Here is a 26558-nt window from a genome sequence, read left to right as displayed (position 1 = left end):
CCGTACCGGCGCCTGGTTCGATAAGGAACTGGAGAGAAAGTGGCGAAGCTGCGAGTAGGCGTCGTCTCCCCGGAGCGTGAGATCTGGTCCGGTGAGGCCGACATGGTGATTGCCAAGACCGTCGACGGCGAGATCGGTATCATGCCTAAGCACGCGCCCGTGCTCGGCGTTCTCGTCGAGGGCGGCCTGCTGAAGATCAAGCGAGGCGACGGCGAAGCCGACCTCGTCGCCGCCGTCCACGGAGGATTCCTCTCGGTGGCCGACGACGAGGTGTCCATCCTGGCCGAGCTGGCCGAGCTGGGCTCCGAGGTCGACGTCGCCCGCGCGAAGAGCGCTCTGGAGCGGGCTCAGGCCTCGGTCGAGTCCGACCAGGAGAACGCGGACGCGGTCGCGGAGGCCAAGCGTGCCAGGGCCCGGTTGCGCGCGGCCGGGGAAGAAGTCGGATAAATTCTGCTTCTTAGGCTGTACGCGCTTTTGGGGGGCGAGCAGACATGGTGGTGGATGTTCTCATCGTGCTGGGGCTGCTCGTCGCCCTCCTGGGACTCCGGGTTCTGATACTGACCCGCTCCCGGGGATCGGTGCTCTGTTGCCTGCGCTCCCTGTCGAAGGAGCGAGGCTGGCGGGTAGGGGTGGCCCGCTACGCCGACGGCCACCTCAACTGGATCCCGCTCATAGGTCTGCTTCCAAGGCCGCGCCACGTCATCGTGAGGCGCGGCCTTGTCGTTTCCGGGCGCCGCAGGGTCGGGTCCGGTGAGTTCTTCGGGTTCATCGAGGGTGTGACGGCGATCGAGTGCCGCAACGGGCAGGACGCCTTCGAGCTCGCCATGGGATACCGCGCCCTGACCGGTTTCGTCGCCTGGCTGGAGTCCGCCCCGCCCAGCGCCTACCTCGACGTCGCCTGAGCCCTCCTCACCTTCCCGGCGGGCGCGCAGGGCCTTGGGGGATCCTTTTCCTCAGCGGGTGCCGCCGGGCTTCCACAGGGCTCTCAGCGGGTGCCGCCGCGGTTCCGGAGCCGTCCTCGGCGGGTGCCCCGGGCCTCGGAGTCTCGTCCTCAGCGGGTGCCGCCGGGCTTCCAGAGGATCTCGTCGCCGTCCGCGGCCACCCGGCAGAGGATGAACATCAGGTCGCTCAGCCGGTTGAGGTACCTCGCGGTCAGCGGGTTGACGTCGTCGTGGGCCTCCAGCGCCGACCAGACGGTCCGCTCGGCCCGCCGGACCACGGTCCTGGCGACGTGGAGCGCGGCCACGGCCGGGGTGCCGCCGGGCAGGATGAAGCTGCGCAGCGGCGTGAGACGCTCGTTGAACTCGTCGCACCGGGCCTCCAGCCAGTCGACGTAGGAGGGCTCGACCCGCAGCGGCGGGAACTCGGGGTTCTCCACGAGCGGGGCGCACAGGTCGGCCCCGACGTCGAACAGCTCGTTCTGGATCCGGCCGAGGACGGCGGTGACGTCCGCCTCCAGGGTCCCCGCGGCGAGGGCCACGCCGATCGCCGCGTTGGCCTCCTCGACGTCCGCGTAGGCGGCCAGGCGCGGATCGGTCTTGCGGGTGCGGCTCATGTCGCCGAGCGCGGTCGTGCCGTCGTCCCCGGTACGGGTGTAGATCTTCGAGAGCACCACCGGTTTGTCTCTGTCAGCTCGCGTCATGTGGCTCAGCGTATCGGCCAAAAAACTCTCCCGATCAACCCGATAGTGGACAATATGATTTGTCGATGGTTTCTGGTTTCTACCTGCGATTCCCTCACATCTCCCACGAGACGCTGACCTTCGTCGCCGACGACGACGTCTGGGCGGCCCCGGCGGACGGCGGCCGGGCGTGGCGCCTCTCCTCGGACCGGGCTCCCGCGGGTCATCCCCGCCTCTCACCCGACGGCACCAAGGTCGCCTGGACCAGCGTCCGCGACGGCGCTCCCGAGGTCTACCTGGCGGATCTGGAATCCGGTTCGGCGGAGCGGCTGACCTACTGGGGAGACGCGCGGACCCGTACCCGCGGCTGGACGCCGGACGGCGGGATTCTCGCGATCAGCGCGACCGGCAGGCCGTTCGTCTCGCAGACCTGGGCCTACGTGCTCGGGGAGGGACGCGTCGAGCGGTTGCCGTACGGCCCGGTCAACGACCTGTCGGTCACGGTGGACCCGGAAGACACAGTGGCGCTGCTCACCGGGGGGCTTCCCCGCGATCCGGCGACCTGGAAGCGCTACCGGGGCGGCACGGCGGGCCGACTGTGGGTGCGGCGCGGTGACGGTGACTTCACCCGGATCCTGGCCGACCTCAACGGCCACCTCGCCAACCCGATGCTTGTCGGGGGGCGGCTCGTCTTCGTCTCCGACCACGAGGGCGTCGGCAACCTCTACTCCTGCGAGCCGGACGGTGGCGGCCTGCGCCGCCACACCGACCACGACGTCTTCTACGCCCGGCACGCCACCACCGACGGGACCCGGATCGTCTACCAGAACGCCGGAGACCTCTATCTCCTGGACGGTCTCGACGCCGAGGCCCGCAAGCTCGACGTCACCCCGGGCTCCCCGCTGCGCGGGCGGCAGCCGTACCAGGTCAACGCGAGCAGGCGGCTGCACGACCTGGCCGTGGACGCGACCGGGCGGGCCAGCGCGGTGGAGGTCCAGGGATCAGTGCACTGGGTGACCCACCGGGACGGCCCGGCGCGGCAGCTCAGCGACGGCCTGTCGGCGGGGCGGCCCCGCATCCTCGGTGACGACCGCGTGGTGTGGGTCTTCGACGACGGCGAGACGCAGGGACTGGAGATCGCCCCGGCGGGGGGCGGGGAGAGCCGCAGGATCGCCGTGGGCGCGCTGGGCGAGGTCGGGGACCTCGCCGTCGCGCCCGACGGGAACACGATCGCGGTGACCAGCAGGAACGGGCGGCTGCTCCTGGTCGACGTGGCCTCGGGCGAGGCCGTGGAGCTGTCCAGGGCAGACGGGGAGATCAACGGCCTCACCTGGTCGTCCGACTCGGCCTGGCTGGCCTGGTCGCACCCGGACGGCCCGCAGCTGCGCAGGATCAGGCTGGCCAGGGTGGCGGACCGCAGCGTGACCGACGTCACCGACGGCCGGTTCGTGGACATCTCACCCGCGTTCGCGGGGGACTATCTGGCGTTCCTGTCGCGACGCGGCTTCGACCCGGTCTACGACGCGCACTCCTTCGACATGTCCTTCCCCTTCGGCTACCGGCCCTACCTGGTGCCGCTGTCCGCGTCCACGCCGTCCCCGTTCGCGCCCAGCTCCGCGGGGCGGGCCGCCGACGCGGGCTCGGGCCCGGGATCCGGCGACGACGACGGCAAGAAGGACGACGGCGCGATCACCGTGGACCTGGAGGGCATCGCCACCAGGGTCGTGCAGGTGCCGGTGCCCGAGGGCCGCTACTCGGACCTGCGGGCGGTCAAGGGCGGGTTCGTCTGGCTGCGGGAGCCGCTGGCCGGGGAGCTCGGCGAGGACAGGGACGAGGTGGGGGGCGAGGCGCCCCGTCCGGCGCTGGACCGCTACGACCTGGTCAAGCGCAAGTGGGAGGAAGTGGTCGACAAGCTCGACTGGTACCGGGTGAGCGGTGACGGTACGCAGCTCGTCGTCAGCGACAAGAACACGCTCACGGTCCGCCCGGCCGGGGGAAAGCAGGGGGGCAAGAACGGCGACGACACGGCCGTCGACCTGTCCAGGATCCGGATCACCGCCGACCCCCGGGCGCTGCGGCGGCACGCCTACGCCCAGCTGGGCCGCCGGATGCGCGCCGACTTCTGGGTCGAGGACATGGCCGACGTCGAGTGGGAGGCCGTGCTGGAGGAGTACCGGCCGCTGGTGGACCGGGTCGCCACCGCCGACGACTTCGCCGACCTGCTCTGGGAGGTCGCGGGCGAGCTGGGCAGCTCGCACGCCTACGTCGACGCCGCTCCCTGGGGCCATCCGGCCTCCGAGCCGATCGGGCTGCTCGGCGCCGACCTCTCCAGGGGCGACGACGGCCGCTGGCGGGTGGACCGGGTGCTGCCCGCCGAGTCCTCCGACGTGCACGCCCGCTCGCCGCTGGCCGGGCCGGGGGCGAGCGTGCAGCCGGGGGAGGCGCTGCTCGCGGTCGACGGCCGCCCGGTGCCGCCCGAGGGGCCCGCGCGGTTGCTGGTCGGCGCCGCCGACAAGCCGGTCGAACTTACCCTGGACGGTGGCCGTCGGGTGGTCGTCACGCCGCTCCGCGACGACCGGCGCCTGCGCTACCAGCACTGGGTGGCCGGAAACCGGGCGCGCGTCAGGGAGTTCGGCGGCGGACGCCTCGGCTACCTGCACATCCCGGACATGGTGGCCGAAGGCTGGGCACAGTTCCACCGCGACCTGCGCAGGGAGATGACCTTCGAGGGGCTGGTGGTGGACGTGCGGGGGAACCGGGGCGGCCACACCTCCGAGCTGGTCATCGAGAAGCTGATCCGCCGGGTCATCGCCTGGGACCTGCCCCGGGGCATGACGCCGATCACCTACCCCGAGGACGCGCCGCGCGGCCCGCTGGTCGCGATCACCGACCAGAACGCCGGATCCGACGGCGACATCGTCACCGCGGCCTTCAAGATCCACAAGCTCGGGCCCGTGGTGGGCACCCGGACCTGGGGAGGCGTCATCGGCATCGAGGACGCCCACCGCCTGGTCGACGGCTCGCGCATCACCGTGCCCAAGTACTCCTTCTGGTTCGAGGAGCTGGGCTGGGGCGTGGAGAACTACGGCGTCGATCCGGACGTCGAGGTCGACATCGCCCCCGGCGACTGGGCGCAGGACAGGGACCCGCAGATCGAGGAGGCGGTACGGCTCGCGCTGGCCGCGCTGGCCGAGCGTCCGGCGGCGACCCCGCCCGACCCCGCCACCCGGCCGTCCCGCCGGCGTCCCGCGCTACCGCCCCGCCCGTAGTTGACATTTGTCATCCGGAACACATTAAGGATCACTGCCTTTCCGATGATATCGGCGACTACCTGGTCAAACGCGGGGCGACGACGATTGTCCCCATGAGAACACCACAGGCGACGGATCCGGCCGGCGCCGCGACCGCCGGCCTCGACAACGTGATCGAGGTCGGCGGGCTCCGGCAGGCGTACGGCGACTTCGAGGCGGTGCGCGGCGTCTCCTTCACGGTCCCGAGGGGCGAGCTGTTCGCCCTGCTCGGCACGAACGGCGCCGGCAAGACCACCACCGTGGAGGTCCTGGAGGGTTTCCGTGCCCCCACCGGCGGCAGCGTCCGCGTGCTCGGGCTCGACCCGGTCGGGCAGCGGCGACGGCTGCGGCCCCGCGTGGGGATCATGCTGCAGGAAGGGGGTTTCCTCGGTGACCTCACGGTCGCCGAGACCATCGGCCTGTGGGAGGGGCTGAGCCAGGACGCGGGCCGCGGGGACACCCCCGCCCGTCCCTCCGGGGCGTCCTCCTTCCTCGGCCGGCACAGGGGCACGGATCCGCGGACCACGGACGCCCTGGAGGCGGCGGGGCTGGGCAGGAAGGCCAGGACCAGGGTGCGGCAGCTCTCCGGCGGCCAGCGGCGCAGGCTCGACCTCGCGCTGGCGGTGATCTCCCGGCCGGAGGTGCTCTTCCTTGACGAGCCGACCACCGGCATGGACCCCGAGGCGCGCCGTGCCACCTGGAAGGTGATCGAGGACCTGCGGGCGGGCGGCACCACGGTGCTGCTCACCACCCACTACCTGGAGGAGGCCGAGCACCTCGCCAACCGGCTGGCGATCATGCACGAGGGCCGGATCCACCTTCAGGGCACCGTCGAGGAGGTGGTGGCCGGGTCGGGCGACCGGATCTCCTTCCGCCTTCCGGGCATCTCCTGGGCCTTCGGTGATCTTCCCGCGCTGGACGGCGTGGCCCCCGTGCTGACCTACGGCGGCGACACGGGCGACACGGAGGTCGCCTACATTCTGAACGGAGCACGGGCCGAGGCCCGCGCGCACACGGCGGTACGGCAGCTCCTGGCCTGGGCCGACGCGCGCGGCGAGACCCTGGAGCGGCTGGCCGTCCGCCGGGGGACCCTGGAGGACGCCTTCATGCGCGTGGCCGGGGAGATGTCGGTGGACGGGGAGAAAGCCGGAGCGACCGGAGCGGATGGAGCGGCCCGGGAGGCCGGCGAAGGGCCGATGGCGGCAGGACCGGCGAGAAGGGGCGAGTGACCATGAGAACCGACGTGCTGCACGCGATGAGGCTCGCGAGGATCGACCTGACCCTGGTGAGCAGGAACACCACGGTCCTGTTCAACGTGCTCCTGCTGCCGCTCCTGATGGCCTGGGTCTACACCCAGGCCGTCGGAGCCGAGAAGATCGACGGCGTGGCCGGGAAACTGTTCGTCCTGGCCGGGCTGCCGGGGTTGATCCTGGTGTTCGCGGTCTTCGTCAACCTGGTGAACTCCTTCACCGCCCGACGCGAGGAACTGGTGCTCAAGCGGCTGCGCGCCGGCCAGCCGTCGGGCCCGGCGATCCTCGCCGGCAGTGCCCTCGGGGCGCTCGTGCTCTATCTCGCCCAGGTGGCACTCCTGGCCGTCTGGATGCAGCGGTCCGAGGGGGTCACGGTGGCCAACGTGCCGATGCTCGTGACTGTCGCCGTCCTGGGGGTCGCGCTGTTCTGCCTGCTCGCCGCCGCCTTCTCGGGCCTCACGCCCAACGCGGAGCTCGCCCAGATCACGGTGCTGCCGGTGCTCCTGCTCGTGCTGGTCGGCGCCCCGATCGCGTTCCCCGCCGACACGCTGCCCGGCGTGCTGGGCGACGTCTCCGCCCTGCTCCCCGCGACCCCGGTCGTGGAGATCGCACGCACCGCCTTCCTGGGCGGGGACCACGTCTCCGGGGGCGGGGCGGCGCTGAGCATGGGCGGGCAGTGGGCTGCCGCGCTGCCCTCCTTCGCGATCCTGCTGGTCTGGATCGCGGTGGCCGGGGTGCTGGCCCGGTGGCTGTTCCGCTGGGAACCCCGGCACGGTTAGCCTTCATCACGACATGTCAGCTGATACTGCTCTAAAAGGGATGAGGCGCTTCGCGCGCCTCATCCCCTCCGTGCTTTCCCGATTTTCCCGGTTTTCCCGCGTGCTTCCCCGGAGGAAGCAGCGATCCCCCGTCCAGGGGCTCCGACGGATGACCGTGCTCTCCCTGACTCTGGGCCTCGTTCTGGCCTGGGTCGGCCCTCTCAGCACGCTGGGGGACCCGGACGGGCAGTCCCGGCTCTCGCTGCTGGCAGTCGGGGTGCCGGGCCTGCTGGTCTTCAGCGTTCTGTACGTGCGAATCCTCCAGGCGGCCGTGGCCGGGACCACCGCGAGAGGTGAGATCGTCGCCTCGGCCGTGGTCGCGGTGATCCTCCTGCTGACCCAGGACGGCGACCCCTGGTCCTGGGGGCTGCTCGGCCCGGCCTGGGCGTCGGGTGCCGTGCTGCTACTGGGCAGGCCCGCCGCGATCGCCGCCACTGCCGCGGCGATCGCCGTCAGCCTGCTTCTCGCGTCTCCGAGCGTCGATCCCGGTCCCGGGTTCGCCGACATGTTCCTGTCGCCGCATCGGGAGGGAGTCTTTCCCGCCCTCGGCGCCTACCTCGGGGTGTCCGCGACGGCACCGTGGGCCAACCGGCTCCAGCTCCGGTTCTGGCAGGTGGTGAGAGCCGCGGAGGAGGGCAAGGAGGCGCAGGCCAGGCTGGCGGTCACCGAGGAGCGGCTGCGCTTCTCCCGCGACCTGCACGACCTGGTCGGCCACAGCCTCTCCGCGATCGCCGTCAAGAGCGAGGTGGCCGCCAAGCTGTCGGGGGTGGACGCCGCGCGGGCGGCGGGGGAGATGGACGAGGTACGGATCCTGGCGCGGCAGACGCTCAAGGAGATCCGCACGGCGGTACGCGGCTACCGGACGGTCGACCTCGCCGCGGAGCTGCGCGCGATGACCGCGGTGCTGGAGGCGGGCGGCATCCGCTGCACGCTGCGGGCGCCGCGCGACCAGGTACCCGAGGGGGTGGCCACCCTGCTGGCCTGGGTGGTCAGGGAGGGCACCACCAACGTGCTGCGGCACAGCTCCGCGACCGAGTGTCTCATCGTGATCACCGTCCGCGAGGGAAGTGTCGTGTTGACGATGACGAACGACGGGGTGGAAGGGGTGGAGGGCCGGGGCGGTACCGGCCTCATCGGGCTGTCGGAGCGGGTCGCCGCCATCGGCGGAACCGTCACGGCGGGACCCGGAGGCCCCGGGGAGTTCAGGCTGCGGGCGACGGTTCCGCTGGGGGGACAATGATGGTCCAGACGATGACCGCGGTGCCGGGCTCTTCGGCCGGGGCGAGCGCTCCGGCGGGGGTGGCGCGGTGATCCGGGTACTGCTGGCCGACGACGAGCACCTGGTCAGGAAGGCGATCGCCACCCTGCTCGGCCTGGAGCCGGATGTCGAGGTGGTGGCCGAGGTGGCCAGGGGGGACCTGGTGGCGGCGGCCGTGATGGAGCACCGGCCCGACGTGGTCGTCCTGGACATCGAGATGCCGGGGATGGACGGGCTGAGCGTCGCCGAGACGCTGCCGGGCCACGCGGTGCTGATGCTGACCAGCTTCGGGCGGCCGGGACACCTGAGGAGGGCGCTCGCGGCCGGGGCGCGCGGCTTCATCCCCAAGGACGCCTCCGCCGACGAGTTGGCGACGGCGATCCGCAAGGTCCACGCGGGCGGGCGCTACCTCGACCCGGAGATGGCCGCCTCGGCGATGATGGCGGGGGAGAGCCCCCTCACCGAGCGCGAGCGTGGCGCCCTGGAGCTGGCCGCTCAGGGGGCCTCGGTCGCCGAGATCGCCGCCGCGCTCCACCTCACCCAGGGCACCGTACGCAACTACCTGTCCAGCGCCATCACCAAACTGGGCGCGACCAACCGGATCACCGCGATCCGATCGGCTCAACAAAAAGGTTGGCTTTAAACCGCGTTTTCTCACTTGATTCGGGCAAGGAACTCACATGTTCGTCAGACGGTCGGCATCAGGAGCGAAGGAGGTTCGCACCTTCTTGTACGCTGCGACATCGTACGAACGCGGTGCGTGATCGGATGGCCATGGCGACGCACCGCCGTTGTGCCGGGCCGCTGTTCCTCGGCGGCCAGGCGTGAGGAGGAGGCATGCGCGTCCCTGGTAACCCCCGGGCTCAAGTGGTCGGCGTCGGGAATCGTCTCGACGTCGGAACCGTCGCCCGAGTGCGCCCGCGGCTGCACGAGGCGGTCGACTCCGGGCACGGCGACCTGATCGTAGATCTTTCCAGGCTGGAAATGATCGATGCCACCGGTCTCGGGGTGCTGGTGGGCACGCATCGCCGCGCCGTGGGCGCGGAACGCCGGCTCATCCTGAGGGGGGTGCCGCCGAGGGTCATGCGGGTGCTGGCGGTGACCCGGCTAAACCGGGTCCTCACCGTCGAGCTTCCCGTGGCCGCGGTGGCCTGATCCGGACGGCCGCCGGAGCTTCGGGGGCGACGGCGGCGCCGGAACATATCGTGGGACGGGCCCGACGGGCCCGTCAAGCGTCTCCCGCAGGCGTCAGGTCACGAAGGACCTGTGGAAGATGTGCGTGGCGGTGTCGATCAGGCTGCTGACCGGAGGCGGGTCGTCGGCCAGGACCCACTCGATGAGCAGTTCCTGGACCGCTCCGATCATGCCCAGCGCGAGGAGGCGCTGGTTGGCCTTCGTGGCCTCCGGCAGGTCGGCGACGTTCGACTCGATCGTTTTGATGAAGGCCGAGACGGCCGACTGCCTGGAGGTGGTGAGGCAGTCGCCCGCCCGGCGCACCTCCAGATGCATGATCCGCGCGCGGCGCCGGTCGCCGGTGACGAAGTTGATGTAGCTGGTGACCCCTGTCTTGACCCGGGAGGCCAGGGTGTCGGGGGCCTGGTCGATGGCTTTCGACATCGCCTCCAGCGTCTCGCGCACGCACCGGTCGTACACGGTCTGCATCAGCTCCTCGCGACCCGAGAAACACTCGTAGAAGGCGCGATTGGAGATGCGTGCCGCGGCGCACAATCTCTCGATCGTCGTTTCCGGGAATCCGGGATCGGCGTAAAGGGTGTACGCCGCGGAGACGAGGCGCTCCCGACGTTCCGCCAGCCGCTCCTCCGCCGACATTCCCCGGTAGGACCGTCCATTCATGTCAAGCTCCCGCAGGTCAGTGCGAGGTTGACAGATACTCGCTTTATCACTTCCACCTCATGGTTCTGGCCCCCGGAATCAACCATTATGGGTGCAAGATCCTTTTTGCGGAAGGGTTGTTGTGTTATTGCTTACATCCCCGGTGCAAGAAGGTGACAAGTCTGAGTAGTCGGTCAAGGTCCTGCCGTTCGCGCGAACTTCGCGCGAACGAGGTGAGGTCCATTCCGGCCGGAGCGGGAAAACCCGGTTCCGCCGGTCATCGGCGCCCCTCGTTCCCGGCTCCGCCCGTCATCGGTCTTGCTCGTTCCCGGCCCGGCCGGGTCTCGGTCCCGCTCGCCCCTGGCCCGCCGGTCCTCGGTCCCGCCGGTACCGGTGTTATCGAGGACCGGCGGGCAGCGGTGCAGAGGCCGGACGGCCGTCACAGGCGGGAGTGGAGTTCTGCGTCGGCGGGGCGCGGGCTCCTGCCCGACCGGATCCAGCTCGCCCTGCACCTCAAGGGGTGACCTCGCGTCGGCGCACTCGACGAGGACGTGGATGACATCACAGGCGATGCCTCCGACGGTGGCGACCAGCTGCGCGATCGCCGAGGCCGACGCGTGCGGTCACCGCGCTAGCGGGTGAGCAGGCCCCGGTCCAGGGCCGTGGTCACGGCGGCGGTGCGGTCGGAGACGCCGAGCTTGCCGAAGACACGCAGCAGATGGGTCTTCACCGTGGTCTCGCTGATGAAGAGGGCCCTGCCGATCTCCGCGTTGGTCAGCCCCCCGGCGACCAGGGAGAGCACCTCCGTCTCGCGTGGCGACAGCGACTCGGCGACCGGAGCCCGCATCCGGGTGACCAGCCTGGTCGCCACCGACGGCGACAGCACGGTCTCCCCGCGCGCCGCCGAGCGGATCGCGGCCAGCAGGTCGGCCCTGGAGGTGTCCTTCAGCAGATACCCCGCCGCACCGGCCTCGACCGCCCGTACGATGTCGGCGTCGGTCTCGTAGGTGGTCAGCACGACCACCCGGCTCTCCGGCCGCCCGGTGAGGATGCGCGAAGTGGCGCTCACCCCGTCCCCGTCCGGCATGCGCAGGTCCATCAGGATCACGTCCGGTGCGAGCTCCCCGGCCCGTACGACGGCCTCGTCCCCGGACGCCGCCTCACCCACCACCGTGATCCCGGGGTCGGCCTCCAGCATGCCCCGAAGGCCCTCGCGGACCACCGGGTGATCGTCGACGATCATCACGCGAAGCATGTGTCACACCCTCTGAGTGGGCTGGCCGGTTTGACCGGCCCGGTCGCCGTGGGCGCCGGGCGGGTCCGGGGGGTCGTCGGCGGGGAGGACGGGCGGATCGGTGGGGGCGCCGGTCGGCTCCAGGGGGTCGCCGTCGGCGGGAAGGGCGGGCCGGCCGGTGGGGACCACCACTTCGAGTGCCGTCCCCCCGCCGGGGAGTCCCGTCACCGTGAGGGTCCCGCCGACCTGCTCCACGCGGGCGCGCATGCCCCGCAGGCCGTACCCCTGGCCGCCGAGCGGCTCGAAACCGCGTCCGTCGTCGCGTACCTCCAGCCGCACGGAGCCGTCGCCGTAGGCGATCGAGACCGTGACGGACTCCGCGGCCGCGTGCTTGCGCACGTTGGCCAGGCCCTCCTGGGCGGCGCGGACGAGCACCACCTCGACCGGAGCGCTCAGCGGCCGGGACTCCCCGTGCACCTCGAACCCGCCGGACAGGTCCGTCTCCTCGCCGAGCCGGTTCGTCAGCCGCCGCAGCGCCTCGTCCAGCGTCGAGTCGTTCAGGGGGGCCGGGCTCAGCGTGGTGACCAGCAGGCGGGCCTCGGTCAGGTTCTCCCGTGCCGTCTGGACGGCCAGCGCCAGATGACGGGACGGGTCCGGCTGCGCCTCGGCCGCCTGGATCAGCATGATGATGCTGGTGAAGCCCTGCGCCAGGGTGTCGTGGATCTCCCCGGCGAGCCGCTCGCGCTCGGCCTGTGCCCCGCGCTCGGCCGAGAGCCTGGCTATCTCGGCCCGGCTGCTCTCCAGCTCCTCGATGAGCGCGGCCCGCTCCTCGCTCTGCGTGGTGATCCGCTCGATCCAGAAGCCGAACGTGGAGGAGAAGAGGACGATGGTCATGACGACCACCAGGAAGTTGAACGGCTCCGGATTCTCCTGCAGGAACAGGTAGCGGATCATCGGGGAGAGGTTCAGCGCGATCATGGCGACTATCGCCTGCTTGACGCGGAAGACGATGAAGCACTGCGGGCACAGGCCGAACAGGGCGAACGTCACGTACGACGCGGTGAGCCCCGGGGGAGTGAACAGCGCGATCAGCAGGGCGATGTAGATCGCCCCCCGCAGCCGGTCGCCGGCGACGATCGCCGGGCGGCCCAGCAGGACGTAGAGCGGCAGGATCGCGGCCAGGCAGCCCGCCACGATCACCTTCTCGGCCACGGGCGCGTCGACGGTGAGCGCGACCCAGATGGGCGGGAGGAGCCCGAGCACCAGGAGCACCTCCCAGACGCGCAGGGACTCCCAGGCGTGGGCACCGGCCCCCCGGGCGGGAGGCTCGGTGTGGCCGTCGCGGCTCATCCGTCTCGGCGGCTCTTCCAGCGGAACGTCATCAGGCACAGCAGCAGTCCTCCGATCGCCCAGGCTCCCAGAATCAGGGCGACCCGGTCGAGTTCGTACGAGTTCGCGACCTCGAGCGTGACACCGGCGTCACCCAGGAAGACCGACCGGAAGCCCTGGCACATCCACTTGAGCGGGAAGATCGAGGCGACGTTCACCAGCCAGGCCGGCAGCTGCCCGATGGGGATGAACACCCCGGAGATGAACTGCAGCACCACGAACGGCATCGCGATCACCGCGCTGGCGCTCTTGGCCGACCTGGGCAGGCTGCTGATCGCGACCCCGAGCAGGGACGAGCCGGCCACGCCGAGCACGAACACCCAGGTGAAGGTCACCCACCTGGACGCCTCCGACGGCAGGTCCAGGCCGAACAGCGCGACCCCGATGGCCAGCAGGATGACGACCTGCAGGAAGGAGACGAACAGGGTGTTGAGGGCCTTGCCGATGAAGTAGGAGGTGCGGGGCAGCGGGGTGCTCGCCAGCCGTTTGAGGGTGCCGTCGTCGCGGTCCATCGCGACGTTGATGCCGAGGTTCTGGAACCCCGTCATCGCGGCGGTCCCGATGAGCCCGGCCACGTAGAGCTGGGAGACGGTCAGGCCGGTTCCCTCCATCTCGCTGGAGAAGATCGAGCCGAAGAGCACCAGCATGATGATCGGGAGGGCGAAGGTGAAGATCACCGCGTCCCGCTCGCGGAAGAACATCCTGTTCTCGAGGACCATCCGTGACAGCCCCAGTCGCATCACGGAGGGTTGCCCGGCAGTTGCGGCCGGGGCTGAAGGGCGGGCAAGGGTCTGGCTCATATTGCTGATCACCTCAGGGGATCGGTCGGCGCTCGTACGGGAGACGATCAGGCGGGGGTCTCGATGAGGCGGAGGTAGACGTCCTCCAGGGTGGGGCGGGTCACGGCCAGTTCGGGGACTTCGCCGCCGAAGCGGCCGGTCAGCTCCAGGACCGTCCCGGTCGGCGTGTCCGTCTCCAGGGAGCGGCGTTCACCCGCCTCTGACCAGCTCACCAGGGCCTTGGCGGTGGCCCTGCCGCCCAGGGTCTTGGGCTCGCCCTCGGCCACGATCCGCCCCCCGGCGACCACGGCCACCCGGTCGGCCAGCGCCTCGGCCTCGTCCAGGTAGTGGGTGGTCAGCACGATCGTGGTGCCGTCGCGGGCCAGGCCCTCGATCAGCTCCCAGAACCGCCTGCGGGCCTCCGGGTCGAACCCGGTGGTCGGCTCGTCCAGGAAGAGCAGCTCCGGGTCGCCGATCACCCCCAGCGCGACGTCCACCCGGCGCCGCTGGCCGCCCGAGAGCTTCCGGATGCGCTGGTCCGCCTTCTCCGTGAGCCCGACCTGCTCGATCACCTCGTCCGGGTCCTTGCCCCCGGGGTAGTAGCCTGCAAAGTGCCGCACGGTCTCCCGTACGGTCGCCTCGGCCGCGTCGTTGGCCGTCTGCAGCACGACGCCGATCCGCGACCGCCACGCGCGGGTGGGTTTGCCGGGGTCCACCCCCAGGACGCTGACCTCCCCGGCGTCCCTGGTGCGGTGTCCCTCCATGATCTCCACCGTGGTGGACTTCCCGGCCCCGTTCGGGCCCAGGATCGCGAACACCTCACCCGCGTGGATGTCGAGATCGATTCCCCCGACGGCCTGGACGTCGCCGTAGCGCTTGGTCAGGCCTCTCGCTCTCACCGCTGTGTGCATGTCCCAAGCGTCGCGTTCACACGGTTTTCGCGGCACCAACGTTCGGTGGAACCCCGTGTCCACCGAACGGAGGACACGGGACCCTGCCATTCCATCGCCGTCTACGACGTGCGGGCACCGGAATCCGACCGGCTCCTGACACTCGCCCGCGAGGCGCGGCAGCGCGGGTGGTGGCACACGTACGGAGAGGCGGTGCCTCAATGGTTCGAGGCGTACGTGGGGTTGGAGTCTGAGGCGACGTCACTGCGGGTGTACGAGGTCGAGTTCGTGCCTGGCCTGCTCCAGACGGAGAGCTACATCCGCGCGGTGCATCGGGCTGGATCGATCGGCGCCGAAGATGAGGACATCGAGCGGCGGATAGCCGTTCGTCTGGCGCGGCAGCAGCTCCTCACGGGTCCTGAAGCGCCACATTTGTGGGCGGTCATCAACGAGGCGGCCATCCGCCGCGCGGTAGGCGGGCCGGAGACCATGCGGGAGCAACTCCTGCGGCTGGTCGAGGCCAGTGAGCTGCGCAACGTGACGCTGCAGGTCCTTCCGTTCTCGGTCGGCGCGCACGCCGCGATGGACGGTCCGTTCCACGTGCTGGGTTTCGGCTCTGACGATCCCGATGTGGTGTACATCGAGTACACCACCGGCACCCTGTATTTGGAGAAGACTCCAGAAGTCGAGCGGTATACGCTGATGTTCGACCATTTGCGCGCAGCCGCACTGCCGGTAGAGGCATCAAGGACGCTCCTGGCGAAAATCGCGGCCGAGCTTGGGCAGTGACCGCCGGGGAGAAGGGACGCGGGGATGTCCGTCAACGATCAGCCTGTAGACCTGTCGGGCGCCGAGTGGCGCAAGAGCGCGCGCAGCAATGGCCAGGGTGGCGCCTGCGTTGAGGTGGCACGAAACCTGCCCGGTGTCATCGCCGTCCGCGACAGCAAGAACCCGAACGGCCCCGCCCTGGTCTTCACGCCCGCGGAGTGGTCGGCGTTCCTTGGTGGAGTGCTGGACGGCGAGTTCGGCACGCCGTAACGGTCGTCGGACTCCGTTTCAGGGATCTCGTCCGGGCTTTGGCGGTGTCCGGGCTGGGGCCTTCGTCCCCGTCGCATGATCGGCTGGGTTCCCGTTGTAAAGGGGCCGTCATCAGGGGAACCGCAGAACGACCGGGGAGCGCGAGGGGCCGGAAGGCCCTTCGCCCGGGGTCCGGGGCGGCGCCCCGGAAGGCACAGCCCGAGCTTGGTTCGCGCGAAGCGCCGGGTGGTGAGGTCGGTGAGGTCCATGCCGTCAGGTCACGAGCGGCTTGAGATACTTCCCCCATGTCCCCGGTGTCCTTCGCCCTCCTTGTTCTCGCCGTCGCGTTGCTCGTCGTCACGAACCTGCCCCGCCGAGGCCGGGCGACGTCGTACGAGAACGCGGACCACGGCGGCGTGGTCGTCTACTGGCGGCCCGGTTGCACGTACTGCATGAAGTTGCGCACGCGCCTGCGTTTCACGCGGCTGCGCTACAGCGAGGTCGACATCTGGAAAGATCCCGAGGCGGCGGCGTTCGTCCGCTCGGTCGCGGACGGGAACGAGACCGTACCGACGGTGACCGTGGCCGGGAAGGCGATGGTGAACCCGTCGAAGGCCCGGCTGCTCGAAGCGGTTAGGACGTACACCCCCCACCTGGCGCCAGGAAACGGGAAGCCGGCCGGGGAGCGTGACTGACGGAGCAGCCGCCCTCTCGGCCGCGGGATCGCGTTGCGCACATCCCCGCCGGTAGGTCGGCCGCCGGCGCCGCGGGCGCCGGAACTCAGAAGAGGGTGTCGTTGCGCTCGATGCCGCGCAGCTCGTCGTAGTCGAGGGTGACGCAGCGGATGCCGCGGTCCTCGGCGAGGGTCTTGGCCTGGGGCGCGATGCTCTGGGCGGCCAGGACGCCGCCGACCGGGGCGAGCAGGGGATCGCGGTTCATCAGCTCCAGGTAGCGGGTGAGCTGTTCCACGGCGTCGATGCCCGCGCGGCGCTTGAGCTCCACGGCGACGGAAGCGCCCGTGTGGTCGCGGCAGAGGATGTCGACGGGGCCGATGGCCGTCATGTACTCGCGGCGGACGAGCGTCCAGCCCGCGCCCAGGGTGGTGATGTGCTCGGCGAGCAGCTCCTGCAGGTGGGCCTCGACGCCATCCTTGATCAGGCCCGGGTCCACGCCCAGCTCGTGGCTGGTGTCGTGGATGATCTCCTCCATGGTGAGGACGAGCTTCTCGCCGGTCTTGCCGTGGGTCACCGTCCAGGTGCCCTCCTCCTCGCGGAGCTTGCACGGCGGGTTCATCCAGTTGAGCGGCTTGAAGGCCCGGTCGTCGGCGTGGATGGAGACGCTGCTGTCGGCCTTGATGAGGATGAGCCGGGGCGCCATCGGGAGATGGGCGGTGAGCTTCCCGACGTAATCCACGCTGCACCGCGCTATGACCAGACGCATGACCGAACCCTATCGGCCGGACGGGGCCCGGATCCCCGTGATCCGGGCGGACGGCCTGACGACCTGGCGGCCCGGTGAACGAAGACGGACTCCCCGGCCGTACGGCTCGGGGAGTCACGTCCGTCGAGAGGGAGGGCCGCGGGGTCAGCGCATCGCCTCGGAGAGCTTCACGCGGGCGCCGGTACGCAGGACCGCGCGGCTGTAGATGCGCGCGCCGAGCATCAGGGTGCCCGCCGTCGCCAGCAGCATCAGGACCGCCGCCACGGCGATCTCCCAGGCGAGCACCTCGCCCCCGGCCATCCTGACCGGCATGACCATCGAGGAGAACGGCGGCACCAGCGACAGGATCCTGGCCACCGCGCTGTTCGGCTGGACCGCCGCGAAGTAGGCGACCAGGTAGGTGACCATCATGAGCATCGTCATCGGGGTCAGGACGCTGTTCGCGTCCTCCTGCCTGGACACCAGCGACCCGAGCGCCGCCGCCATCGCGGCGAAGAAGGCGTACCCGAGGACGAACCAGAACAGGGCGCTGACCACGATGCCCGTCATGCCCGGGGGCAGGTCGGCCGCGAGGCCGGTCGCCGCCGCCGCGCCGAGACCGGCCACGATGATCACGACCATGTTGGCCAGCGCGAGCGCGCCCAGTCCCACGATCTTGCCGCCGAGCAGCTGCCAGGGGCGGACCGAGGTGAGCAGGATCTCCACGATCCGGCTGCCCTTCTCCTCGACCACGCCCATGGCGACGTACATGGAGGAGTAGATGAGCAGGAAGAACAGCACCATCACCAGCAGGGACGCGATGCCCACCCGCACGTCCGCGTAGCGGGCGTCGGCGCCGACCGAGACCTGCTCCAGCGGGGCGACCCGCATGGCGGCGGCCACCTTGGCCGGGTCGAGGCCCGCCTCGGACAGCTGCCGCTGGGTCTGGGCGGTCTGGTTCGCGGTCTCCAGCAGCAGGCCGAGCTCGCGGTCCACCTCGCCGTCGGCGAGCACCCTGCGGCCGTCCACCACGGCGGCGTCCACGTCGCCCGCGGTGACCGCGCCGCTCGCGGAGGTCTCGTCGGGGAACTCCCTGACGGTGAGCTTCACGTCCTTGGCCACGGCGGTCAGGGCCGGCCCCAGTGCCTGCGACTGCGCTCCGGTGAGTCCCACGGTGTAGGAGTCGGGCCCGGAGAAGAGCCTGGGCAGGAACGCCAGGGCCGCGACCAGGACGGCGCTGACCACGAGGCCGATGACGAACGCCTTCGTACGGCTGCGCGTGACGATCTCCCGCCGTGCGACCAGCCACAGTCCGCTCATGCGACGGCCTCCCTGAAGATCTCGGTGAGCGTGGGGCGCTGCCAGCCGAAGTGCTCGACCCGTCCGGCCTTGACCGCGAGGTGCAGGATCTCCTGGCCGTCGCCGTCGACGCCCGCGACGAGGACCTCGTCGCCCTTCTCGGTGACCTCTCCCGGCAGGGACGAGGCCCAGCCGGGGGAGGCGTTCCTGACGACCACCCTGAGCCGGCCGCGTCCCTCCCGCTCGCGCAGGTCCTCGACCGTGCCGCTGGCCACCACGCGGCCGGCGGAGATGATGCCGACCGAGTCGCAGAGCCGCTCGACGAGGTCCAGCTGGTGGCTGGAGAAGAGCACCGGCACGCCCGCGGCGCGCCGCTCGGCGAGCACCTCGGCCAGCGCGTCGACGGCGAGCGGGTCCAGCCCGGAGAAGGGCTCGTCCAGGATGAGCGCCTCGGGATCGTGCACCAGCGCCACCGCGAGCTGCACGCGCTGCTGGTTGCCCAGGGAGAGCGCGTCCACCGCGTCGTTGGCGCGCTCGGTGAGCGAGAGCCGTTCGAGCAGGTCGGCGGTGGCCTTCCTGGCCCCGCTCGGGGTCAGCCCGCTGAGCCTGCCGAAGTACTCGACCTGCTCGGCGACCCTCATCTTCTGGTAGAGGCCGCGCTCCTCCGGCATGTAGCCGAACCGGCGCCGGTCGTCGAACGTCAGGGCCTTGCCGTCGCGGCGCACCGAGCCGGAGTCGGCGGTCAGCACGCCCATCAGGATGCGCATCGTGGTGGTCTTGCCCGCGCCGTTCGCTCCGACGAAGCCGAACATCTCGCCCGGTTTCACGGAGAACGTCACACCGTCCAGGGCGACCTTGTCGCCGTACCGTTTGTGCAGGTCGTCTATCTCGATCATTGGGGGGATCCCTCGGTGAGGCGCCTCAACACGGAGACGTAGTCATGGAACGCCCGGCGGCCCTCGTCGGTCATGGCCAGCCAGGTGCGTGGACGCTTACCCACGAAGGCCTTCTCCACGTGCACGTAGCCGGCCTCCTCCAGGGTGATGACGTGCTTGGAGAGCAGCGAGTCACTGACCTCGATCGTGTCGCGCAGGAAACGGAACTCGGCCTTGTCGGTGGCCGAGAGGGCGGCCATGATCGACAGCCTGACGGGTGCGTGGATGACGTCGTCGAGGTCGTGGCGGGGGTGCGAGCCCGTGCCGCCCCCGGCGCTTCCCGTGCCGCCTCCTGCGCTCCCCGCGTCGCGCGCCGCCCGGCCCGCGCCGCCGCCCGTACGACGCGTGTGGCCCGCCCTTTCCGTGCCGTTCGTGCCGTTCGCGTCGTTCGTGTCGCCGTTTGTGTCGCTCGCCACGCTCACCGCCCCGCCGGCAGCACGCGCCACGCCGCGTAGAGGGGCGGGACGCCCGCGCAGAGCGACAGCGCGATCAGCGCCGCGCTCCAGCCGACGCCCGGGTCGTCGGGACGGAGGAACGCGCCGAACACGAACACGATCAGGGTCAGGACGACGTACGAGATCGTCACGGGGCCGTTCGACTTGTTGGCCCAGGTGACCTCCGGGTCCTGGACCCTCATGCCGCCGAGGTATCCGACGAACAGGACGGTCAGCACGATCCACGCCACCCCGGCCGTGACCTGTGACCAGGCGGGGCCGAGGAACATGACGGGCCAGTAGACGATCGTGCCCAGGCCGACGACCGCGTAGAGCAGGCCGACGATGCGCGCCGGGCGCCGGGCGCGCCGGTCGACCTCGGCGATCCGCCGCAGGGCCTCCTCCGGTGTCATCTCGTCCTTCACGTCTCCTCCTCCGCTCACATCCTCAAATGGTAATTACTACTCAACTCTGGTTCAAGTACTTTCTGTCTGCTCATCTGTCACCCGACCGGCTTTTGGGGTAGTCGGTACCTCTCTGGGAGACTGTTGCGATGCCGGAAAGGGCGGTCCGCCATGTGGGGCGGACCTGGCGGGCAGGGTGGGAGAGCGATGACGAGCACTTTTGAGGCGGTCGAGGTGACCGGGACGCCCGAGAGGACCGGGACGGACGACCTCGGCGCCGCGTGGGTCCGGAGCATCCGAGACCTTCCGTGAGCCCCCGCAAGGCCCGCCGCGCCGACCCCTTCGACCGAGGTGGCAACCGGGGGCACTCCCGTCCCGTCGGCGGCTTCGTGCCCGGCCTCGACCGTACCGAGGAGTGGCCCGACGGCGACTGGCAGGTGCGCCGGGTCACCGGCGGCGCGGCGGACAAGGTCTACCGCTGCCCCGGCTGCGACCAGGAGATCAGGCCCGGCCTGCCGCACCTGGTCAGCTGGCCCGCCTGGCAGGGCGGGGAGGACGAGCGCAGGCACTGGCACACCGCGTGCTGGCGCAACCGGGTCAGGCGCGGTCCCGGCCGAAGCAGATACTGACCGGCCGGTCACGACCGGCACGACTGGCCACGACCGGCGCTGACGTCGGCCGGCCGAAGCGGATTCGAGGAGAGACATGGAGATTCGGGCCTCTACGGTGCTGCCCGCGCGCAGGGAGCCGATCGAGCTGCACACCGGCGACGGCCTGACGCTCGTCGGCGAGCTGGCCCTTCCCGCCGACCGGCCCCCGGTGGCCACGCTGGTCTGCCTGCACCCGCTGCCCACCCACGGCGGCATGATGGACAGCCACGTCTACAAGAAGGCGGCCAACCGGCTGCCCGCCCTCGCCGACCTGGCCGTCCTGCGCTTCAACACGCGCGGCACCACCTCCGATCGGGGCACCTCCCAGGGCGCCTTCGGCGGGGGCGAGGACGAGCGCCTGGACGTCGCCGCGGCCCTGGAGTACGCCGACTTCCACGACCTGCCCCGGGTCTGGCTGCTCGGCTGGTCCTTCGGCACCGAGCTGGCGCTCAAGTGGGGCCGCGACCCGCTGGTGGAGGGCGCGATCCTGCTCTCCCCGCCGCTGCACCGGGCCACCGACGCCGACCTCGACGCGTGGGCGGAGTTCGGCCGCCCGCTGACCGCGATGGTCCCGGAGTTCGACGACTACCTGCGTCCCGAGCAGGCCCGCGAGCGCTTCGCCAGGGTGCCCCAGGCCGAGGTCGTCGGGGTGGACGACGCCAAGCACCTGTGGGTCGGCGAGCCGTACGTGCGCATCGTCCTCGACCGGATCGTCCTGCGGGTGAACCCGGCCGCCCACCCCCTGCCCACCGAGGTCCCGGAGGCCTAGGAGCCTGTCCGGTTCGGACCTCTCGCGGGATCTTCGTCGTGTATCGCCGGGCGGGTCCCGTTCGTTGACGGCGGAGTTACCACAACGTCATAAACGGTTGTGGAACCGGGGGTGCCAGGAGGGGACCCCGGGAATACGGTGGACGGCGTGCAGCTGTACACACGGTCGGCGGGAGAGGGGCTTCCGGTCGTCCTCCTTCACGCGTTCCCCCTCTCGTCGGCCATGTGGCTGGCCCAGCGGGAGGGGTTGTCCACGGTCTGCAAGGTCATCACCCCCGACCTGCGCGGTTTCGGCGGCTCGGTGCTGGGCGAGGACGAGCCCTCCCTCGACGTGATGGCCGATGACGTCGTACGCCTGCTGGACCGCGAGGGCGTGGACCGCGCGGTCGTCGGCGGGCTGTCCATGGGGGGCTACGTGACGATGGCCCTGTGCCGCCGCCACCCCGACCGGCTGCTGGGGGTGATCCTCGCCGACACCAAGGCGGGGGCCGACCCGGAGGCCGCCAGGTCCAACCGCGAGCGGATCGCCGCCGCGGTGCTGGAGGAGGGCACGTCCGTCCTGCTGCGGGAGGTGCTTCCCGGACTGGTCGGGCAGACCACCGTGCGGCGCAGGGCGATGGTGTTCGGCCGGGTGCGCGGGCTGGTCCAGTCGGCCCCGCCGACGGCCGTCGCCTGGGCGCAGCGGGCCATGGCGGGCCGCCCCGACTCCTTCGACACGCTGCGGGCGCTCAAGACGCCCGTCCTGGTGATCGTGGGTGAGGAGGACGAGATCGCCCCGCTCGCCGAGGCGGGGGCGATGGTCGAGGCCGTGCCCGACGGGAGGCTCGCCGTGATCGAGAAGGCCGGTCACCTCAGCGCGGTAGAGCAGCCCGAGGCGTTCAACCGGGCGGTGTCCGGCTTCGTCGCCGAGCTTGCCGGGGGATCGTCACCTCGCGGGTGAGCGGCGACGGCGCCACAGGCCGGGACGACCTGGCGGGGGCAGGCCGGGACGACTCGGCGGGGGACAGCGAGACAGGAAGAGAGCCTGGCGACCGTGAAGGTCGCCAGGCTCTCTGGTAGCCGTCGCGCCAACGCCCCGGAGTCAGCGGCCGCCTATTCCTGCCACCACTCCGCGTCGTCGTCCTTCGTCTCGGCCCTGGCGGGCGCGGGAACCGGCTTCTCGGCGCCGTTGGCGGCGGGGATGGCCGGCTTCGGCGGTGCCGCGGCGATCGCGGGCTCCGGCTCGGCGGCCGGGAGCGGCGCGCCACCGAGCAGCTGGCGCAGCTGCGCGAGGTGGCTGGTGATGCTGTCGCGCTGACGGGTCAGCTCGTCGACCTGGCGCTGGGCGACCGAGCGGCTGCGCTCGGACTCGGCCTTCGCCTCGGAGACGATGGACTCGGCGCTCGCCTTGGCCTCGGAGACGACCTGGTCGGCGTTCTTGCGCGCGTTGGCCAGCAACTGCTTGGCGTGCGTGTCGGCCTCGCGACGGGTCTGCTCGGCCTGCTGCGTGGCCTTGGTGGCCCGCTGCTCGGCGGTGGCCGCCCGCTGCTCGGCGGTGGCCGTCAGCTGCTGGGCCGCGGCCTGCGCGTTGGCGTGGCGCTCGGCCTCCTGGCGCTCGGCCTCCTCGCGCCTGGCGGCGAGCTGGATCTCGAACTCCGCCTCGTCCTGGGCCCGCTTGGCCTCGGACTCCTCGAGCACTCGCTGGGCCTGGGCGCGCATCTCGTCGGCCTGGCGCTTGGCGGTGGTGAGGACCTCGTCGCGCTCGCGCTTGGTCGAGGCGCGCAGCTGGGCCACCTCGCGCTCGGTGGTGGTGCGCAGCTTGGCGATCTCACGCTCGGAGTCGGCGCGCTTCTCCGCCACCTCGTGGTCGGCGGTGGCGCGCAGCTTGGAGACCTCGCGCTCGGTGGTGGCGGTCAGCTCGTCGGCCTCGCGGCGGGCCGTCGAGCGGATCTCCTCGGCCTCGCGCTCCGCGCTGGTGCGCATCTCGTCGACCTCGCGGGTGGCGAGGGCACGCTTCTCGGCCGCCTCGTTCTCGGCGGCGGCGCGCAGATCGGCGGCCTCGACCTTGGACGCCGCCTTGATCTCGTTCGCCTCTGACCTGGCCGCCTGGACCAGCTCGGTCGCCTGCTCCTCCGCCAGGCGGAGCAGTTGCTCGATGCGGGCGCCGAGCCCGGAGTAGGTCGGGCGCTCCTGCTCCTGAAGCTGGCGCTGGGAGTCGGACAGCTCCCGCTGCAGGCCCTGAACCTGCTCCCGGGACTGCCGGAGCTCGCCGTCGAGCTGCTTCAGGTGGTCGTGGACCTGGTGCCGGTCATAGCCACGGAGCACCACGTCGAATTCCCGAGCGGGGGCGTCTTCAAAGAAGTTGTTGAGCTGGGCGTCGATGTCGGACTGCATGGAGGCTCGATCCTGGGTTGTCGAGACGGCTACACGGGCCGGACGGGGGTTTCAGGCATCCGAAGCGGGAGCCGGGGCGGGATCCACGTCCGGTGGTACGCCAGCGTACTCCGCCGGTGCCGAGTTGGCGGTCTCGTCCGGCTTTATGCGTGACTTGTTACGTATCAGCGTTTCTTGCATTCGGCGTGACCTCGGCTTGCCTTTCCGCGGCCTGCACGAGTTCGGTGAGCATTCCCCCGACGTCCTTGGGGTGAAGAAAAGCGATCGAGGAGCCCAGGGAGCCGTGGCGCGGCTGCTTGTCGAGGAGGCGAACACCCCTGTCGTCGATCTTTTCCAGGGCCTGCACGACGTCCGGGACGCCGAAGGCGACATGATGAACACCTTCCCCGCGCTTCGCGAGAAATTTGCCGACCGGCGTGTCGGGGCCGAGCGGTTCGAGGAGCTGGATATAAGATCCACCGCCCTCGCCGTCGGCGATGTGCAGCATGGCCTCCTTCACTCCCTGCTCGGTGTTCACCTCGCGGGCCACCACCGTGAGCTCGAAGATCCGCTCGAACAAAGCGATCTTCTCCTCAAGGTCGTGGCAGGCGATTCCCACATGATCGATGCGCATGAACATAGGGACATCCTCCATGGCGATCGCTGATGTACTCATGGGTATGGTGGCAAAGTCGCCCCAAGCCCGCCAGGGAGGCTCCACTCATGTCTGGTTCCGTCATCGTCGCCGGAGCTCGTACGCCCATCGGAAGACTGCTCGGTTCGCTGTCCGGCCTGTCGGCCGCCGAACTCGGCGGCATCGCCATCAAGGCCGCGCTGGAGCGTTCCGGCGTCGCCCCCGAGGCGGTGCAGTACGTGATCATGGGGCAGGTGCTCCAGGCGGGCGCCGGTCAGATCCCCTCCCGCCAGGCCGCCGTCAAGGCGGGCATCCCGATGACCGTGCCGTCCCTGACGATCAACAAGGTCTGCCTCTCCGGCCTGGACGCCATCGCCCTGGCCGACCAGCTCATCCGCGCCGGCGAGTTCGACATCGTGGTCGCGGGCGGCATGGAGTCCATGTCGAACGCCCCGCACCTGCTGCCCGGCCTGCGCAGGGGCGTGAAGTACGGCTCCGCCGGCGTCGTCGACTCGATGGCCTTCGACGGCCTCACCGACGCCTACGACCAGGTGGCCATGGGCGAGTCCACCGAGCGGCACAACGCGCGCCTCGGCCTCACCCGCGAGGAGCAGGACGCGTACTCCGCCCGCTCCCACGAGCTCGCCGCGGCCGCGATCAAGAACGGGACGCTCGACGACGAGATCGTGCCGGTGGCCATCCCGCAGCGCAAGGGCGAGCCGGTGGTCTTCTCCGCCGACGAGGGCGTGCGCGGGGACACCACCGTCGAGATCCTGTCACGGCTGCGGCCCGCGTTCGCCAAGGACGGCACGATCACCGCCGGGTCGGCCTCGCAGATCTCCGACGGCGCCTGCGCGGTGGTCGTGATGTCCAGGGCCAAGGCCGAGGAGCTCGGCCTCGACTGGCTGGCCGAGATCGGCGCCCACGGCAACGTCGCCGGGCCCGACAACTCGCTCCAGTCGCAGCCCGCCAACGCGATCAAGCACGCGCTCGGCAAGCAGGGACTCTCGGTCGGCGAGCTCGACCTGCTGGAGATCAACGAGGCCTTCGCGCAGGTCGTCCTCCAGTCGGCCAAGGAGCTCGGCGTCTCCCTCGACAGGATCAACGTCAACGGCGGCGGCATCGCCGTCGGCCACCCGATCGGCGCCTCCGGCGCCCGCATCGTGCTCACCCTCGCCCACGAGCTCAGGCGCAGGGGCGGCGGCCTCGGCGCGGCCGGTCTCTGCGGCGGTGGCGGGCAGGGCGACGCCCTGATCATCCGCGTCCCCTCGGCATGACCGCGGAGGTCTCCGACCTGGTCGCGATGGCCAGGGAGGGAAGGCCGCGGGCCGTGGCCCGGCTGATCTCCATGGTCGAGAACGGCTCCCCGCGACTGCGGGAGATCACCGGGCTGCTCTGCGCGGACCGGCCGCACCGGGCCCAGATCATCGGGCTCACCGGCTCTCCCGGCGTCGGCAAGTCCACCTCGACCGGGATGCTGGTCCACGCGTTCCGCAAGCGGGACATGAGGGTCGGCGTGCTCGCCGTCGACCCGTCCTCGCCGTTCACCGGCGGGGCGCTGCTGGGCGACCGGGTCCGGATGCAGGACCACGCCACCGACCCGGACGTGTTCATCAGGTCGATGGCGAGCCGGGGGCACCTGGGAGGGCTGTCGTGGGCCACGCCCCAGGCGCTGCGCGTCCTTGAGGCGGCCGGCTGCGAGGTCATCCTCGTCGAGACCGTCGGGGTCGGCCAGGCGGAGGTGGACATCGCCTCGATGGCCGACACCACCGTCGTGCTGCTCGCCCCGGGGATGGGCGACGGCATCCAGGCGGCCAAGGCGGGCATCCTGGAGATCGCCGACGTGTTCGTGGTGAACAAGGCCGATCGCGAGGGCACCCAGGCCACCGTCCGCGAGCTCCGCAACATGATCGCCCTGGTCGAGCGGCCCTGGAGGCCGCCGATCGTGCAGACCGTGGCCTACCGGGGCGAGGGGGGCGAGGAGGTGGTCGGCGCCCTTGACGACCACCTGGCCTATCTGGAGGCGTCGGGCGAGCTCGTCCGCCGCCGCCACGCCAGGGCGAGGGACGAGATCGAGGCGATCGCCCTCACCGCCCTGCGCTCCCGCTTCGCCCACCTGCACGGCGACCGGCGCCTCGACGCCCTCGCCACCCGCGTCCTGGACGCGGGACTCGACCCCTACACGGCGGCGGACGAACTCCTGGCCGCCGCGGGCTGAGCGAGGTCTGTGTCTCCCGGGTCTCCCGGTGTCCGAGCCCGTGTGCGGGGGCTCGGGCACCGGGGC

At 71.0% G+C, this 26558-nt stretch carries 29 protein-coding genes; 16 read left to right on the top strand and 13 right to left on the bottom strand.

Translation table 11 applies throughout. From position 1 onward, the window contains the following. The first annotated feature begins 39 nt into the window (after positions 1 to 39). Together ACTOQ2_RS06300 and ACTOQ2_RS06295 are read left to right on the top strand one after the other, a co-directional pair. Entirely contained in the window at positions 40 to 447 is a 408-nt protein-coding gene (locus tag ACTOQ2_RS06300; RefSeq protein WP_440087246.1) for a F0F1 ATP synthase subunit epsilon, read from the top strand. Positions 448 to 491: 44 nt separating this feature from the next. After that, a complete protein-coding gene (locus ACTOQ2_RS06295; RefSeq protein ID WP_344744681.1) occupies positions 492 to 902 on the top strand; it encodes a DUF2550 domain-containing protein in 411 nt (136 codons plus the stop codon). Between the two features lie 149 nt (positions 903 to 1051). Here ACTOQ2_RS06295 and ACTOQ2_RS06290 read toward each other — a convergent pair whose 3' ends face one another. Continuing rightward, positions 1052 to 1642, bottom strand: a complete 591-nt coding sequence (locus tag ACTOQ2_RS06290; protein WP_440098768.1) for a cob(I)yrinic acid a,c-diamide adenosyltransferase — start codon at positions 1640 to 1642, stop codon at positions 1052 to 1054. A 65-nt stretch (positions 1643 to 1707) separates the two neighbouring features. Here ACTOQ2_RS06290 and ACTOQ2_RS06285 point away from each other — a divergent pair, with 65 nt between their 5' ends. The 6 genes from ACTOQ2_RS06285 (at position 1708) to ACTOQ2_RS06260 (ending at position 9392) form a co-directional block, all read left to right on the top strand. Next, entirely contained in the window at positions 1708 to 4890 is a 3183-nt protein-coding gene (locus ACTOQ2_RS06285) for a S41 family peptidase (protein WP_440098767.1), read from the top strand. Positions 4891 to 4985: 95 nt separating this feature from the next. Then, positions 4986 to 6140 carry an ABC transporter ATP-binding protein gene (locus ACTOQ2_RS06280; protein ID WP_440098766.1) on the top strand — a complete coding sequence of 385 codons (1155 nt, stop codon included), beginning with the start codon at positions 4986 to 4988 and terminating at the stop codon, positions 6138 to 6140. 2 nt (positions 6141 to 6142) lie between these two features. Further along, the gene (locus ACTOQ2_RS06275; protein ID WP_440099073.1) at positions 6143 to 6940 is read left to right on the top strand and encodes an ABC transporter permease; all 798 of its coding nucleotides are present in this window, start codon (positions 6143 to 6145) and stop codon (positions 6938 to 6940) included. Between the two features lie 148 nt (positions 6941 to 7088). Then, positions 7089 to 8219 carry a sensor histidine kinase gene (locus ACTOQ2_RS06270; RefSeq protein ID WP_440098765.1) on the top strand — a complete coding sequence of 377 codons (1131 nt, stop codon included), beginning with the start codon at positions 7089 to 7091 and terminating at the stop codon, positions 8217 to 8219. A 67-nt stretch (positions 8220 to 8286) separates the two neighbouring features. Further along, the gene (locus tag ACTOQ2_RS06265; RefSeq protein WP_440098764.1) at positions 8287 to 8880 is read left to right on the top strand and encodes a response regulator; all 594 of its coding nucleotides are present in this window, start codon (positions 8287 to 8289) and stop codon (positions 8878 to 8880) included. Between the two features lie 194 nt (positions 8881 to 9074). Then, complete coding sequence (locus ACTOQ2_RS06260; RefSeq protein ID WP_362679943.1) at positions 9075 to 9392, top strand: STAS domain-containing protein; 318 nt, start codon at positions 9075 to 9077, stop codon at positions 9390 to 9392. Positions 9393 to 9485: 93 nt separating this feature from the next. Here ACTOQ2_RS06260 and ACTOQ2_RS06255 read toward each other — a convergent pair whose 3' ends face one another. The 5 genes from ACTOQ2_RS06255 to ACTOQ2_RS06235 form a co-directional block, all read right to left on the bottom strand. Then, entirely contained in the window at positions 9486 to 10091 is a 606-nt protein-coding gene (locus ACTOQ2_RS06255) for a TetR/AcrR family transcriptional regulator (protein WP_440098763.1), read from the bottom strand. A gap of 610 nt (positions 10092 to 10701) precedes the next feature. Beyond that, positions 10702 to 11325: a response regulator gene (locus ACTOQ2_RS06250; RefSeq protein WP_440087258.1), complete on the bottom strand. Its 624-nt coding sequence runs from the start codon at positions 11323 to 11325 to the stop codon at positions 10702 to 10704. 3 nt (positions 11326 to 11328) lie between these two features. After that, positions 11329 to 12693, bottom strand: a complete 1365-nt coding sequence (locus tag ACTOQ2_RS06245; protein WP_440098762.1) for a sensor histidine kinase — start codon at positions 12691 to 12693, stop codon at positions 11329 to 11331. Then, positions 12651 to 13433 (bottom strand): ABC transporter permease, encoded by a 783-nt coding sequence (locus tag ACTOQ2_RS06240; protein WP_440098761.1) that lies wholly within the window; start codon positions 13431 to 13433, stop codon positions 12651 to 12653. The genes ACTOQ2_RS06245 and ACTOQ2_RS06240 overlap by 43 nt, the downstream gene beginning before the upstream one ends. Before the next feature lie 107 nt (positions 13434 to 13540). After that, positions 13541 to 14383 (bottom strand): ABC transporter ATP-binding protein, encoded by an 843-nt coding sequence (locus tag ACTOQ2_RS06235; RefSeq protein WP_440098760.1) that lies wholly within the window; start codon positions 14381 to 14383, stop codon positions 13541 to 13543. A gap of 45 nt (positions 14384 to 14428) precedes the next feature. On the opposite strand from ACTOQ2_RS06235, the gene ACTOQ2_RS06230 reads away from it, so the two are divergent. The 3 genes from ACTOQ2_RS06230 (at position 14429) to ACTOQ2_RS06220 (ending at position 16074) form a co-directional block, all read left to right on the top strand. Further along, positions 14429 to 15151, top strand: coding sequence for a DUF5753 domain-containing protein (locus tag ACTOQ2_RS06230; protein ID WP_440098759.1), 723 nt, complete (start codon positions 14429 to 14431; stop codon positions 15149 to 15151). A 24-nt stretch (positions 15152 to 15175) separates the two neighbouring features. Next, on the top strand, positions 15176 to 15400 hold the full coding sequence (locus tag ACTOQ2_RS06225; RefSeq protein WP_344919209.1) for a DUF397 domain-containing protein: 225 nt from the start codon (positions 15176 to 15178) through the stop codon (positions 15398 to 15400). A 284-nt stretch (positions 15401 to 15684) separates the two neighbouring features. Beyond that, positions 15685 to 16074 carry a glutaredoxin domain-containing protein gene (locus ACTOQ2_RS06220; RefSeq protein WP_362679970.1) on the top strand — a complete coding sequence of 130 codons (390 nt, stop codon included), beginning with the start codon at positions 15685 to 15687 and terminating at the stop codon, positions 16072 to 16074. A gap of 85 nt (positions 16075 to 16159) precedes the next feature. Here the strand turns inward: ACTOQ2_RS06220 and nucS are convergent, their stop codons facing one another. The 5 genes from nucS to ACTOQ2_RS06195 all read right to left on the bottom strand — a co-directional run bounded on the left by nucS (position 16160) and on the right by ACTOQ2_RS06195 (position 19891). Then, the gene (gene nucS, locus ACTOQ2_RS06215) at positions 16160 to 16819 is read right to left on the bottom strand and encodes an endonuclease NucS (RefSeq protein ID WP_440087263.1); all 660 of its coding nucleotides are present in this window, start codon (positions 16817 to 16819) and stop codon (positions 16160 to 16162) included. Positions 16820 to 16963: 144 nt separating this feature from the next. Then, on the bottom strand, positions 16964 to 18118 hold the full coding sequence (locus ACTOQ2_RS06210) for an ABC transporter permease (protein ID WP_440098758.1): 1155 nt from the start codon (positions 18116 to 18118) through the stop codon (positions 16964 to 16966). Further along, positions 18115 to 18993 (bottom strand): ABC transporter ATP-binding protein, encoded by an 879-nt coding sequence (locus ACTOQ2_RS06205; protein WP_440098757.1) that lies wholly within the window; start codon positions 18991 to 18993, stop codon positions 18115 to 18117. Before ACTOQ2_RS06205 ends, ACTOQ2_RS06210 begins: the two co-directional genes overlap by 4 nt. Then, complete coding sequence (locus ACTOQ2_RS06200) at positions 18990 to 19448, bottom strand: winged helix-turn-helix domain-containing protein (RefSeq protein WP_440098756.1); 459 nt, start codon at positions 19446 to 19448, stop codon at positions 18990 to 18992. Before ACTOQ2_RS06200 ends, ACTOQ2_RS06205 begins: the two co-directional genes overlap by 4 nt. Before the next feature lie 2 nt (positions 19449 to 19450). Further along, complete coding sequence (locus ACTOQ2_RS06195) at positions 19451 to 19891, bottom strand: hypothetical protein (protein ID WP_440098755.1); 441 nt, start codon at positions 19889 to 19891, stop codon at positions 19451 to 19453. A gap of 287 nt (positions 19892 to 20178) precedes the next feature. Here ACTOQ2_RS06195 and ACTOQ2_RS06190 point away from each other — a divergent pair, with 287 nt between their 5' ends. The 3 genes from ACTOQ2_RS06190 (at position 20179) to ACTOQ2_RS06180 (ending at position 22228) form a co-directional block, all read left to right on the top strand. Then, a complete protein-coding gene (locus tag ACTOQ2_RS06190) occupies positions 20179 to 20499 on the top strand; it encodes an ATP/GTP-binding protein (RefSeq protein ID WP_440071814.1) in 321 nt (106 codons plus the stop codon). A gap of 76 nt (positions 20500 to 20575) precedes the next feature. Further along, complete coding sequence (locus tag ACTOQ2_RS06185) at positions 20576 to 21289, top strand: alpha/beta hydrolase (protein WP_440098754.1); 714 nt, start codon at positions 20576 to 20578, stop codon at positions 21287 to 21289. A 147-nt stretch (positions 21290 to 21436) separates the two neighbouring features. Further along, positions 21437 to 22228 (top strand): alpha/beta fold hydrolase, encoded by a 792-nt coding sequence (locus ACTOQ2_RS06180; protein ID WP_440098753.1) that lies wholly within the window; start codon positions 21437 to 21439, stop codon positions 22226 to 22228. 152 nt (positions 22229 to 22380) lie between these two features. Here the strand turns inward: ACTOQ2_RS06180 and ACTOQ2_RS06175 are convergent, their stop codons facing one another. After that, entirely contained in the window at positions 22381 to 23661 is a 1281-nt protein-coding gene (locus tag ACTOQ2_RS06175; RefSeq protein WP_440071811.1) for a DivIVA domain-containing protein, read from the bottom strand. A 157-nt stretch (positions 23662 to 23818) separates the two neighbouring features. Beyond that, positions 23819 to 24280 (bottom strand): methylmalonyl-CoA epimerase, encoded by a 462-nt coding sequence (gene mce / locus ACTOQ2_RS06170; protein WP_440071810.1) that lies wholly within the window; start codon positions 24278 to 24280, stop codon positions 23819 to 23821. Positions 24281 to 24363: 83 nt separating this feature from the next. Between mce and ACTOQ2_RS06165 the strand changes: the two genes are divergently transcribed. Continuing rightward, positions 24364 to 25551, top strand: a complete 1188-nt coding sequence (locus ACTOQ2_RS06165) for an acetyl-CoA C-acetyltransferase (protein WP_440098752.1) — start codon at positions 24364 to 24366, stop codon at positions 25549 to 25551. Continuing rightward, the gene (meaB, locus tag ACTOQ2_RS06160) at positions 25548 to 26492 is read left to right on the top strand and encodes a methylmalonyl Co-A mutase-associated GTPase MeaB (RefSeq protein WP_440098751.1); all 945 of its coding nucleotides are present in this window, start codon (positions 25548 to 25550) and stop codon (positions 26490 to 26492) included. Before ACTOQ2_RS06165 ends, meaB begins: the two co-directional genes overlap by 4 nt. The last annotated feature ends 66 nt before the right edge of the window (positions 26493 to 26558 follow it).

Origin of the sequence: Streptosporangium sp. H16, assembly GCF_051918855.1 — a bacterium.
GTDB lineage: Bacteria > Actinomycetota > Actinomycetes > Streptosporangiales > Streptosporangiaceae > Streptosporangium.
This window is presented reverse-complemented; position numbering and strand designations above follow the sequence as displayed.

Excerpts from the sequence above, each read along its gene's own strand:
- ACTOQ2_RS06185 (WP_440098754.1), top strand. The coding sequence starts at position 20,576 with ATGGAGATTCGGGCCTCTACGGTGCTGCCCGCGCGCAGGGAGCCGATC.
- meaB (WP_440098751.1), top strand. The coding sequence starts at position 25,548 with ATGACCGCGGAGGTCTCCGACCTGGTCGCGATGGCCAGGGAGGGAAGG.
- ACTOQ2_RS06175 (WP_440071811.1), bottom strand. The coding sequence starts at position 23,661 with ATGCAGTCCGACATCGACGCCCAGCTCAACAACTTCTTTGAAGACGCC.
- ACTOQ2_RS06205 (WP_440098757.1), bottom strand. The coding sequence starts at position 18,993 with ATGATCGAGATAGACGACCTGCACAAACGGTACGGCGACAAGGTCGCC.
- ACTOQ2_RS06255 (WP_440098763.1), bottom strand. The coding sequence starts at position 10,091 with ATGAATGGACGGTCCTACCGGGGAATGTCGGCGGAGGAGCGGCTGGCG.
- nucS (WP_440087263.1), bottom strand. The coding sequence starts at position 16,819 with ATGCGTCTGGTCATAGCGCGGTGCAGCGTGGATTACGTCGGGAAGCTC.
- ACTOQ2_RS06210 (WP_440098758.1), bottom strand. The coding sequence starts at position 18,118 with ATGAGCGGACTGTGGCTGGTCGCACGGCGGGAGATCGTCACGCGCAGC.
- ACTOQ2_RS06275 (WP_440099073.1), top strand. The coding sequence starts at position 6,143 with ATGAGAACCGACGTGCTGCACGCGATGAGGCTCGCGAGGATCGACCTG.
- ACTOQ2_RS06240 (WP_440098761.1), bottom strand. The coding sequence starts at position 13,433 with ATGCGACTGGGGCTGTCACGGATGGTCCTCGAGAACAGGATGTTCTTC.
- ACTOQ2_RS06270 (WP_440098765.1), top strand. The coding sequence starts at position 7,089 with ATGACCGTGCTCTCCCTGACTCTGGGCCTCGTTCTGGCCTGGGTCGGC.
- ACTOQ2_RS06225 (WP_344919209.1), top strand. The coding sequence starts at position 15,176 with ATGTCCGTCAACGATCAGCCTGTAGACCTGTCGGGCGCCGAGTGGCGC.
- ACTOQ2_RS06220 (WP_362679970.1), top strand. The coding sequence starts at position 15,685 with ATGTCCCCGGTGTCCTTCGCCCTCCTTGTTCTCGCCGTCGCGTTGCTC.
- ACTOQ2_RS06280 (WP_440098766.1), top strand. The coding sequence starts at position 4,986 with ATGAGAACACCACAGGCGACGGATCCGGCCGGCGCCGCGACCGCCGGC.
- ACTOQ2_RS06250 (WP_440087258.1), bottom strand. The coding sequence starts at position 11,325 with ATGCTTCGCGTGATGATCGTCGACGATCACCCGGTGGTCCGCGAGGGC.
- ACTOQ2_RS06165 (WP_440098752.1), top strand. The coding sequence starts at position 24,364 with ATGTCTGGTTCCGTCATCGTCGCCGGAGCTCGTACGCCCATCGGAAGA.
- ACTOQ2_RS06285 (WP_440098767.1), top strand. The coding sequence starts at position 1,708 with ATGGTTTCTGGTTTCTACCTGCGATTCCCTCACATCTCCCACGAGACG.
- mce (WP_440071810.1), bottom strand. The coding sequence starts at position 24,280 with ATGTTCATGCGCATCGATCATGTGGGAATCGCCTGCCACGACCTTGAG.
- ACTOQ2_RS06260 (WP_362679943.1), top strand. The coding sequence starts at position 9,075 with ATGCGCGTCCCTGGTAACCCCCGGGCTCAAGTGGTCGGCGTCGGGAAT.
- ACTOQ2_RS06295 (WP_344744681.1), top strand. The coding sequence starts at position 492 with ATGGTGGTGGATGTTCTCATCGTGCTGGGGCTGCTCGTCGCCCTCCTG.
- ACTOQ2_RS06235 (WP_440098760.1), bottom strand. The coding sequence starts at position 14,383 with ATGCACACAGCGGTGAGAGCGAGAGGCCTGACCAAGCGCTACGGCGAC.
- ACTOQ2_RS06290 (WP_440098768.1), bottom strand. The coding sequence starts at position 1,642 with ATGACGCGAGCTGACAGAGACAAACCGGTGGTGCTCTCGAAGATCTAC.